Source organism: Arthrobacter sp. Dra40 (genome assembly GCF_059091905.1).
Genome location: NZ_JBNHHB010000184.1, coordinates 1 through 10,106, shown reverse-complemented (window position 1 = coordinate 10,106; position 10,106 = coordinate 1). Strand labels below are relative to the sequence as shown.

Annotated in this window: 11 protein-coding genes; 6 read left to right on the top strand and 5 right to left on the bottom strand. The window is 66.6% G+C overall.

The features are described 5' to 3' along the window. Nucleotides 1–133: 133 nt before the first annotated feature. Together AC5RWT_RS30215 and AC5RWT_RS30210 are read right to left on the bottom strand one after the other, a co-directional pair. On the bottom strand, nucleotides 134–946 hold the full coding sequence (locus AC5RWT_RS30215) for an SGNH/GDSL hydrolase family protein (RefSeq protein ID WP_494083428.1): 813 nt from the start codon (nucleotides 944–946) through the stop codon (nucleotides 134–136). A 422-nt stretch (nucleotides 947–1,368) separates the two neighbouring features. Further along, entirely contained in the window at nucleotides 1,369–1,956 is a 588-nt protein-coding gene (locus AC5RWT_RS30210; protein WP_494083427.1) for a hypothetical protein, read from the bottom strand. Between the two features lie 263 nt (nucleotides 1,957–2,219). Here AC5RWT_RS30210 and AC5RWT_RS30205 point away from each other — a divergent pair, with 263 nt between their 5' ends. Further along, nucleotides 2,220–2,369, top strand: coding sequence for a hypothetical protein (locus AC5RWT_RS30205; RefSeq protein ID WP_494083426.1), 150 nt, complete (start codon nucleotides 2,220–2,222; stop codon nucleotides 2,367–2,369). Nucleotides 2,370–2,382: 13 nt separating this feature from the next. Continuing rightward, nucleotides 2,383–3,210 (top strand): oxidoreductase, encoded by an 828-nt coding sequence (locus tag AC5RWT_RS30200; RefSeq protein WP_494083425.1) that lies wholly within the window; start codon nucleotides 2,383–2,385, stop codon nucleotides 3,208–3,210. A gap of 122 nt (nucleotides 3,211–3,332) precedes the next feature. Here the strand turns inward: AC5RWT_RS30200 and scpC are convergent, their stop codons facing one another. Next, nucleotides 3,333–4,853 (bottom strand): succinyl-CoA:acetate CoA-transferase ScpC, encoded by a 1,521-nt coding sequence (gene scpC / locus AC5RWT_RS30195; RefSeq protein WP_493967291.1) that lies wholly within the window; start codon nucleotides 4,851–4,853, stop codon nucleotides 3,333–3,335. 110 nt (nucleotides 4,854–4,963) lie between these two features. Continuing rightward, nucleotides 4,964–5,863, bottom strand: coding sequence for a LysR family transcriptional regulator ArgP (locus AC5RWT_RS30190; RefSeq protein WP_494083424.1), 900 nt, complete (start codon nucleotides 5,861–5,863; stop codon nucleotides 4,964–4,966). Between the two features lie 70 nt (nucleotides 5,864–5,933). Here AC5RWT_RS30190 and AC5RWT_RS30185 point away from each other — a divergent pair, with 70 nt between their 5' ends. Then, nucleotides 5,934–6,554, top strand: a complete 621-nt coding sequence (locus tag AC5RWT_RS30185) for a LysE/ArgO family amino acid transporter (RefSeq protein ID WP_494083423.1) — start codon at nucleotides 5,934–5,936, stop codon at nucleotides 6,552–6,554. Between the two features lie 22 nt (nucleotides 6,555–6,576). Next, complete coding sequence (locus tag AC5RWT_RS30180; protein ID WP_494083422.1) at nucleotides 6,577–7,089, top strand: metallophosphoesterase family protein; 513 nt, start codon at nucleotides 6,577–6,579, stop codon at nucleotides 7,087–7,089. On the opposite strand, the gene AC5RWT_RS30175 is transcribed toward AC5RWT_RS30180, so the two are convergent. Next, nucleotides 7,086–7,283: a DUF2795 domain-containing protein gene (locus AC5RWT_RS30175; RefSeq protein WP_494083421.1), complete on the bottom strand. Its 198-nt coding sequence runs from the start codon at nucleotides 7,281–7,283 to the stop codon at nucleotides 7,086–7,088. The two genes, AC5RWT_RS30180 and AC5RWT_RS30175, sit on opposite strands and share 4 nt — an antisense overlap. 383 nt (nucleotides 7,284–7,666) lie before the next feature. On the opposite strand from AC5RWT_RS30175, the gene AC5RWT_RS30170 reads away from it, so the two are divergent. After that, a complete protein-coding gene (locus tag AC5RWT_RS30170; RefSeq protein ID WP_494083429.1) occupies nucleotides 7,667–8,353 on the top strand; it encodes a transglycosylase family protein in 687 nt (228 codons plus the stop codon). Nucleotides 8,354–8,490: 137 nt separating this feature from the next. Further along, nucleotides 8,491–10,106: long-chain-fatty-acid--CoA ligase (locus AC5RWT_RS30165; protein ID WP_494083420.1), on the top strand; the 1,616-nt coding region annotated here is incomplete at its 3' end.

Here is a 10,106-nt window from a genome sequence, read left to right as displayed (position 1 = left end):
AAAATCTTACGAGTATCGCTGTCACCGCAGAAAAAGCATCAGAGTTGCTAACCCACCTGCGCTTTTGAGTAAATGTCTCTTGTTCATCTGCTACGGGTCGGTGTGCTGCACGGCCAGTCCTCGATATCCGGGGTCAACGGTTTCCTTGAAATGCCTGCCATGTCAGTTCGGCCAGTGCGGCCTGGCCGCCGGGGCCGGGGTGGAAGTAGTCCAGGGTGCTGATTTCGGTGGCGGAGAACCTGTAGGCGTACACGGCGCCTCCGTCCCAGTGGCAGTTCTCATACCTGGCGCACGTGTCCTCGAGGATCTCATTGAAGGCCAGTTCGCGGGCAACAACTTCCTGCCGCTGGCTCTCGGTGACCCCGGCGCCAAGCATGGACGGGCAGGTTCCGGCGGCCGCCCAAGCACGTCTGGCCTCCTGGCCGGTGTGGAGAACGGACCAGAGGCGGTGAAGGTCGGGGATGCTGCTGATGTAGATGCGGGCATGCGGCAGCCCGTGATGCAGTGCGTCAAGAGCAGTAGTGACGTGGTGGGCGAAGTCGGCGGCGGAGGTCATCGCTGATGCCGAAGAGGCGCACAGATCGTTGGCTCCGATGAGTACGGTGATGTAGTCCGCCTTCTGGGCTACGGCCATGGACGCCTGCGCAGGCAGATCCGCCGCCGTGGCGCCGCTGGCGGAATCGTTGTAGTTGTTGGTGCTGATCTGCGGGTGAAGTGCCGCCAGCCGCTCGAAGTGACTGCGGATGCCGTCGGATCGCGAGTCGCCGGTGGACCAGGACTTCGCCGGGTAGTTGCCGGGCTTGCAACACGTGTTGGCCGCTTGGGTAATGGAATCTCCGAGTCCTGCGATGGCGTTTGGGTAGGATCGCGGGACGGCGGATCCTGGCATAGCCAGCAGGGTCAACAACATCAGAGGCAGGATCAGGAGCCGGAGGGCAGTGCCCACGGAACCTCCTCGGAAACGAGGGCGGCCGTAGCAAGGTGGCGGAAACCGTTGTTGCGCACCACCTTTTGCGCAGCCATCATGTCGAAGACTTTAACCACCGGGCCGGGCCAAACGGAACGGGCCGTGGCCAACAACTCCCGCGCCGACCGGATAAAGCTCTGGAAGCGCCGATTTCCAAGCCCGTGCAAGGCGCGCACTTCGCGGACGTGGGCGTCGGTGCCGTGCGGCTCATACACCTGAGCGCAGGCGTTAGCTTGCCACGGAAGTCAGGCCCGGCGTCGGCCGGCGCCGCCGGGCGCTGATCATGAGCCAGATACTCCAAATGATGCTCGACGCTATGCCAACCAGGGTCGGTAGGGTGTTATTCGACGAAAAACCCTCGGCACCAATGACCCAACCCTGCACCAGGTAGGCCACTCCGGTCAGCCCCAAAGTGAGCCCACGAATCTGGATACCCGGCCGCTCCAGATAATAGCGACGGCAAACAGCACAAACGAGAGCCCCAGCAACAGACCGTGGTAGCTCCGGGTACCCCATTCCAGCCAACGGATACCCTCCGCGACTTCGAAGCGGGCCGCCTTCTCCGCCTCCGGCGCAGCAGCCCAGGCATCTACGGCCTGCTTCAGGGCAACGCCGTCCACGGCTTGGAGAACCGCATAAAGCGCCAGTGCTGCTGCAGCGGCGACGGCGGCGAACCTTGCCACCCAGGAAGCCGGGCCGGTGTGGAGGTCCAGGGCCGCGAACAGCACCAGCAGTCCGGAAATCAGGATTGCCATCCCCACGAACTGGCCCAGGTGGATCCCGGTCCAAGCGGCGCTGTCCGCGTACTCGGAGAAGGCTGCTGCATGGTCATTGGCGCTGGCGGCGCCTGGCTGGAAAATCCCGGCCAACAACGAGACCAGCACCCCGGCAAAGAGAAGGGTTGCGGCCAACCGCAACCGCGAATGGGTGGGAACGGAGGATTCCGGCTCATCCGCCCGAGTGGGCCGGCCGACGCCGTCTTGGTCCATGATCCGCCTCCTGACGGAGCCCGGCTGCGTCTACTGTCCTGAGAGGTGCCCGCTGGACCCGCCCTTATGCAAGGGGGTAAAGCCCTCATATTCCCAACAGTGTGCTCCCGACGTCAGCACTTGTCGAGACGGCGGGGACGGCAGCGGCGGGGGTGGTCGCAGGGCCGTTGAGAGGGCCACGGGGCGAACCGGCAAGCCACAACCGCTCTCCGCTTCGGGCCGCTACACTGACGGCATCGACCCACAAGGCGACGGAGTTTGCAGTGCTGTGGCCGCTCAGGGTCGGGCAGAGCGCCGGCGCACCACCCTCGGTCGAGCTCGACGGTTGCCGGCGGCTCGTTGGCGCCGACGGCGGCGCCCGGACGTTCCCGGACGAGGCGGGCACCGCCGTCGTGCTGGCATTGAAGAAGTGAGGCGGACGGGGCCATGGCCGTGGACAAAGTTGCACTGGTAACCGGAGCATCATCCGGCATCGGAGAACACACCTGCCGGGAACTGGCACGCCGCGGCTTCACCGTCTACGCGGCGGCGCGCCGGCTGGAGCGGATGCGCCCGCTGGAAGAGCTCGGGGTCCGCGTGCTCGCCATGGATCTGACCGACGACGCGTCCATGGTGGCCGGCGTGGAGCGGATCTTGTCCGAACAGGGCCGCCTGGACGTGCTGGTCAACAACGCCGGGTACGGATCGTACGGTGCCGTCGAGACCGTGCCGCTGGACGATGCCCGGGAGCAGTTCGAGGTGAACCTGTTCGGGCTGGGGCGCCTCATCCAGCTGGCGGCCCCGGCCATGCGCGCACAAGGCAGCGGCCGGATCATCAACGTCTCGTCGATTGGCGGCGTCTTCTACGAACCGCTGGGCGGCTGGTACCACGCGGCGAAATTCGCGGTCGAAGGTTTGTCGGACTGCCTGCGGGTGGAGCTCAAGCCCTACGGCATTGATGTGGTGATCATTGAACCCGGGCCGATTCTGACCGAGTGGGACTCCATTGCGGTTCAGAGCCTGCTGCAAAGTTCCGAAGGAACAGCGTATGCCGGGCAGGCGGAGAGCGTGGCCGCGGCGATTGCGGGAGCCTACACGCCGGGCAGGGGGTCGCGGCCGGAGGTGGTGGGCCGCCGGATTGCCCGCGTGGCGGCCGCGCACCGCACGCGCAGCCGCTACCCGGTGGGAAGAGGCGCGCGGACCATCATGGGCGCCCGCCGGCTGTTTCCAGACCAGGTCTTCGACGCCATCCTCGCCAGGGTGTACCAGCGCTGAGCGGGCTCGCGGCCCCTGGGGCGTGGAAGGCCCGCCCAGCGAGCCGGCCGGCCACAAGGCACGAAACGTCGGTGGCCCGGCGGATGCGAAACCGGCCGGGCCAACGGCGGCGACAGGGGGCGTTACTGCTGTGCAGGGCGCATGCTGCCGGTCTCCACGAACCGCTGGTGCCAGGACAAGGCCTCGCCGAGCAGGTGCGGGGTGTGCTTGCCCAAGCTGTCGCGACAGGCACGGTCGAAGTAGTCCTGCAGCATCGGCTGGTAGTCCGGGTGGGCGCAGTTCTCGATGATCCTGCGCGCCCGCTGCTTCGGCGCGAGGCCCCGAAGGTCGGCCAGACCCTGTTCGGTGATCACGATCATCGTGTCGTGCTCGGTGTGGTCGACGTGGCTGGCCATCGGCACAATGCTGGAGACCTTCCCGCCTTTCGCTGTGCTGGGGGACATGAAGACGGACAGGTAGCTGTTCCGGGCGAAGTCGCCGGAGCCGCCGATTCCGTTCATCACCTTGGTGCCGGCGACATGCGTGGAGTTGATGTTGCCGTAGATGTCCGCTTCGATCATGCCGTTGAGCGAGATGCAGCCGAGCCGGCGGACCAGCTCGGGGTGGTTCGAAATCTCCTGGGTGCGCAGGATGATGCGCTCGCGGTAGTAGTCGACGTTCGCGTTGAACTCCTCCAATCCGGTGCGGCTGAGCGAGAAGGAGGTGGCGGAGGCCATCCGCAGCACGCCCTCCTTGAGCAGCTGCAGCATGCCGTCCTGGATGACCTCGGTGTAGGCAGTCAGGCCCCGGTAGCCGCCGGCCGCGAGGCCTTCCAGTACGGCGTTGGGGATATTGCCCACGCCGGACTGCAGCGGAAGCAGCTTCTCGGTCAGGCGTCCGCGCTGAATCTCGTGGTCCAGGAAATCCAGCAGATGGCCGGCGATTTTCTGTGAGGCGTCATCGGGCGGGTTGAAGGGGGAATTCCGGTCCGGTCCGTCGGTGTGCACAATGGCCACGATCTTGTCCGGATCCACCTGCAGGTAGGGTTCGCCAATCCGGTCGTCGGGCTGTACGAGCGGGATGGGCCTGCGGTCCGGGGGCAGGGCGGTACCGTAGTAGACGTCGTGCATACCTTCAAGCCCGAGCGGCTGGGCGCTGTTGATTTCCACGATGACCTGCCCGGCCTGCCGGAGCCAGGTCATGTTGTTGCCCACCGACGTCGACGGGATCAACCGGCCGTCCTCGAGGATGCCCACCGCCTCGACGACGGCCAGATCGACCTCGCCGAAAAACCCGAACCACGTGTGCTGGGCGACGTGGCTGAGGTGCATGTCGATATAGTCCAGTTCGCCGGCATTGATCCGTTCGCGCAGCGCCGGATCCGACTGGTAGGGCAGGCGCAGTTGCATCCCGTCGACCTTGGCGAGGGCGCCGTCGAGCTCGGGGGCCGTTGAGGCGCCGGTTAGCACGCGGATCTTGAACTGCTCTCCGGCCGCATGCGCGGTCTCCATCCGCGCCGCCAGCGCCTGAGGCACCGCCTTCGGGTAACCGGCCCCGGTGAAGCCGCTCATGGCCACCGTCATGCCGGGGTTGATCAGTTCAGCCGCCTGCTCCGCGCTCATTACGCGCTCCAGCATGCGGGCATTGCGAATCCGGTCTTGCATCATGCCCCTTCGTCAGCTTCTTCACTCTCCACTCTAGGCCTCGGCCGAAGGTGCCCGGGGGTGCGTGGCGGCCGGGAGCGCCCGTGCTGCCCGTTCTGCCGCACGTGAGGCTAAGCCTGCCTCAGCTGTTCTTCGGCGGTCTGCCGCACGCAGGCGGTGAGTTCTTCGAGGATCGGTGAGCGTATTTTCCAGCGCTGCCAGTACAACGGCACGTCCACCGGCAGGTCCGGTGCCAGCTCGTGCAGGGTGCCTGCCCTGATGTCCGCCAGACACTGTTGTTCCGGCAGCAGCGCCCACCCCAGCCCCAGCCGGACGGCGGCAGCAAACTCCGCCGACGCCGGCAGGTAATGGCGCGGCGCCGAGAGGGCAGCGCCGGTCAGCTGTCGGTAAAAACGCCCCTGCAGGTCGTCCTTGCGGTCGAAGTCCAGCACGGGGGCAGCCGCCAGCCACGCAAGGGAGCCGTCCACCCTCCCGGCGCTCCGCCAGTGCCTCAGATAGGCGGGACTGGCCACCGCGAGGTAGCGCAAGGAGCCGAGGGCTTCCACCGAACAGCCCTGCACCGGCTCCGGGGTGGCCGTCACGGCGGCGGTTACCCGCCCGGCCCGCAGCAGCGAGGTTGAATGCTGCTCGTCTTCGCGGTGGACTTCGAAGCAAACACCGCGCTCGCGCGGCATGCGGGCCAACGCGCCCAGAAACCAGGTGGCCAGCGAGTCCGCATTGACCACCAGCGGGAGGGCCACGCCGTCGCTGGTGCCGCCGAGTTCGCGCCGGGCATCGTCCTGCAGGACCTGCATCTGCCGGGCCAGCCGCAGCACCACATCGCCGGCCGCCGTGGGCTGCACCGGCGCGGTGCGCTGCAAGAGGACCTGGCCGGCCGCCTGCTCCATGGCCTTGATCCGTTGGGAGACGGCGGACGGCGTCACATGGAGCGCGCGGGAGGCGGCGTCGAAGCTGCCCTCTTGAACGACGACGGCGAAGGTCGCCAGATGCTCGTAGTGAAACGGCTGCATAAGCCCAGCTTACGGATCTGAAGATTCTTTAGCTGTACTGATCCACTGGTCTTCAGTAGCGTCGTCTGTTGTGACTGCTGCTCTTGCCCCTACAGTTTTGCTCGGCTTCGGGACCGGGCTCGCGCTCATCGTTGCAATCGGGGCGCAGAACGCCTTTGTGCTGCGCCAAGGCATCCGCGGCGAGCACATTGGCGTCGTTGTTGTCATCTGCGCCCTCTCGGACGCACTGCTGATTGCTGCCGGAATCGCCGGCATCGGCACGATCATCCAGGCAGCGCCGGCAGTGGTGGATATCATCCGCCTGGGGGGAGCAGCTTTCCTGCTGGCCTACGCGGTGTTCGCGGCCAGGCGGGCCATCCGGCCAGGTGCGCTGACGGCGTCGGAGAATGCGCGCGGCGGGGGAGTGGCGGCCACCGCCGCCACTGCGCTGGCGCTGACCTGGCTGAATCCGCACGTCTACCTGGACACGGTCCTGCTGCTGGGGTCCATCGCCAACACCCAGGGTGTTGAACTGCGCTGGTGGTTCGGCGCCGGCGCCGTGCTGGGAAGCATTGTCTGGTTCAGCGCGCTCGGTTTCGGAGCCCGGCTGCTGCGGCCCTTTTTTGCCCGGCCCAGCTCCTGGCGGCTGCTCGACGGTCTGATCGCCGTCATCATGCTGGTCCTGGGCCTACGGTTGGCCTTCAACCTCTGATCGGATATGCGAAGATGCCGGTATGGCCACCACATTGCTGCTGTTGGCGGACACGCACGTGCCGAAACGGGCGCGCCGCCTCCCGGACCAGGTGTGGGAAGCGGCGGAGGCGGCCGACGTCGTCTTCCATGCCGGCGATTGGATCACCGTCGACCTGCTCAACGAACTGGAAGAGCGGAGCCGGCGGCTGGTCGCGGTCTACGGCAACAACGACGGCAACGAGCTGCGCTCGCGGCTGCCGGAAATCGCCGAGGCGACCATCGAGGGTGTCCAATTCGCCATGGTCCACGAAACAGGAGCGGCGCAGGGCCGTGAACAACGCTGTGAAGCACGTTTCCCCGGTGCTGACGTGCTGGTGTTCGGGCACAGCCACATTCCGTGGGACACCACGGCACCCGGCGGCCTGCGGTTGCTGAACCCGGGGTCGCCGACCGACCGCCGCCGCCAGCCGGTCTGCACGTACATGACGGCTACCGCGGAGGGCGGCAGCCTTCTGGACGTCCAACTGGTGCCGGTGGAGCAGAGGGCGCGCTAATTGTTGTCGGATACCGCTTTGCTGACTTCCGCGGGGGTTTCGTACTGCCGGTCAGGAAGATTCCTGAGCGCCGACAGGACTTCGTCGCCGGCCCCGGAGTTTTCTGCGTTCTTCACCAAGTCGGCGGCGGAAGCGGGGTAGTCGACGCCGCCCAGCGCCTTCTGGATATCAATGGGACTGGGATTGTCTGCCATGGGAGTCCTTCCGATCCACTAGGGACTCACTAGGCTACGTGCTGACCGGTTCGCTGGGAATAGCCAACCGGGACAGCCTTACCCTGGTTCTTCTCCGCGAGGACGGGCGACACGCCGCACCGAGATTACGGTTTTGCAACGTTGGTTACTTTACGGTAACGTGCAGTCCGTGCGCGGGTCAGATGGCCGCGCCAGGGGATGCCGGAAGTTCCGGCGTGATCTACCCATGGAATGCCCGGACGCTGCCCACGCCTTTCGCCGTCAGAATGGCAGACGTCCACATGACCTCGATTTTGCGAGTGGCTGACGGCGGTGCGGAGACGTTCGGGGACGGACTGAGCATAAGGCGGCCTCAGTGGAGCATTGTGAAATCAAACAACAACATGAACCTCAGCCGTGCCCTGCGTGGCGGCCTGGCAGCAGTCGCCCTCACCGGAGCAAGCGTTGCGTTGGTCGGACCGGCCGCTAACGCCGCCGACGGCGCCACCTGGGACGCTTTGGCCGAGTGCGAGTCCGGAGGCAACTGGAGCACCAGCACCGGGAACGGCTTCTCCGGCGGCCTGCAGTTCACCCCGAGCACGTGGGCGGCGAATGGCGGCACCGGTTCCCCGGAGAACGCCAGCCGCGCTGAGCAGATTGCCGTGGCAGAGAACGTTGTGGACAGCCAGGGCTGGGGTGCCTGGCCTGCTTGCTCGTCCAAGCTGGGCCTGGCCGGCGGAGGCGGAGGGTCGCAGGTGAGCAGCCAGTCTGCGCAGATCCAGCAGGCCCCGGTCCAGCAGCAGGCCCCCGTGCAGCAGCAGGCCCCGGTTCAGCAGGCCCCCGTGCAGCAGCAGGCACCGGTTCAGCAGGCCCCTGTGGCCCAAGCGCCGGCTCCGGCAGCACCCGCGGTGCAGGCCCCGGCCGTTAGCGGCGAGACCTACACCGTCCAGTCCGGTGACACGTTGGCCAAGATTGCCCAGGCGCAGGGACTTCAGGGCGGTTGGCAGGATCTCTTTGCTGCCAACACCGACACAGTTGCCGATCCCAACCTGATCTTTGTGGACCAGGTTCTGCAGCTGCCCGCGCAGTAATTCAGCTGTACCAGCAAGGCCCCGTCCTCCCACAAGAGGCGGGGCCTTGGTGGTTTAAGCCGAGAGAGGGGCAGGTGGTTGGACCGAACAGGCGACCATAGACTGGCATCATCCGAGTGAGAAAGCGGGCTACTGCTATGTCCATCGTTGAGAATCGTCCGTGGTTGCAGAATTACCAGCCAGGCGTGCCGGCCGACATCGACCTTCCCACAGAGTCCCTGTCCCACATGGTGGATGACTCGGTGCGCCGGTTCCGGAAGCACACTGCGTTGGACTTTTTCGGTGCCACCACGAGCTACCGGGAGCTGGGCGACCAGATAAGGCGGGCCGCGGAAGGCCTGCGCCGGCTCGGTGTGGGTCCGGGCAGCCGGGTGGCTTTGATCCTGCCCAACTGCCCCCAGCACGTGGTGGCCTTCTACGCCGTACTGCGCCTGGGCGCCGTCGTCGTCGAACACAATCCGCTGTACACGGGCCGGGAACTCCGCCACCAGTTCGAGGACCACGGGGCAAGCGTCGCCATCGTGTGGAACAACGTGGTGGCCAAAGTGCAGGAATTCCCCTCGGACATCGAGGTCAAGACGATCGTGTCGGTTGACCTCACCCGAGCGATGCCCCGCACCAAGCGGCTGGCCCTGCGGCTTCCAGTCCCGGCGGCCAGGGCAGCGCGCACAGCGCTGACCGCGCCGGTGAAGAACACGCTTCCGTGGGAGAAGCTGCTGCGGGCCCGGCCTTTGAAGAAGTCCCATCCCCGGCCTGGGGTGACAGACCTGGCGGCCATCCAGTACACCTCCGGCACCACGGGACAGCCCAAAGGCGCCATGCTCACGCACCGGAACCTGCGGGCCAACGCCGAGCAGGGCCGCGCGTGGATGCACGGCGTGGCAGAAGGCAAGGAGGTCATGTACGCGGTCCTGCCGATGTTCCACGCCTTCGGCATGACCCTCCACCTGACGTTCGGGGTGCTCACCGGTGCGCGGGTGGTCCTGTTCCCAAAGTTCGACGTGGACCTGGTGCTGGCCGCGGCGAAAAAGACTCCGCCCACGATCTTCTGCGCCGTGCCGCCCATCTACGAGCGGGTCGCCACCGAAGCCAAAAAGCGCGGGGTGGATCTGAAATCCGTCCGGTTCGCCATCTCGGGCGCCATGAACCTGCCGCAGGCCACCGTCGACTTGTGGGAGGACGCGGCCGGCGGCCTGCTGGTGGAGGGGTACGGCATGACCGAGACCTCGCCGGTGGCCCTGGGCAATCCGTTTGCCCCCACGCGCAAGAACGGCACGATCGGTGTTCCGTTCCCCAGCACCCAGATCCGGGTGGTCGACCCCGAAGACCCCTCCAGGGATGTCGAGCCCGGGCAGCCGGGCGAGCTGCTGATCCGCGGCCCGCAGGTCTTCCAGGGCTACTGGGGCAAGCCGGAGGAAACCGCTGCGGTCCTGCTCGACGGCGGCTGGCTGCGCACCGGCGACATCGTCACCGTGGACGAGCAGCACAACGCCCGCATCGTCGACCGGGTCAAGGAACTCATCATTACCGGCGGCTTCAACGTATCGCCGTCCGAAGTCGAAGACGCGCTCCACTCCCACCCGGACGTGGTCGAGGCCGCGGTGGTCGGGATCCCGCGGCCGGAGGGCGGCGAAGCGGTGACGGCCGCCGTCGTGCTGCGGCCCGGAAGCAGGGTCCCCCTGGATGAACAAGGGATGCGGGACTATTGCCGCGGGCGGCTGGCGGCGTACAAGGTGCCGCGCCGGGTCATCCC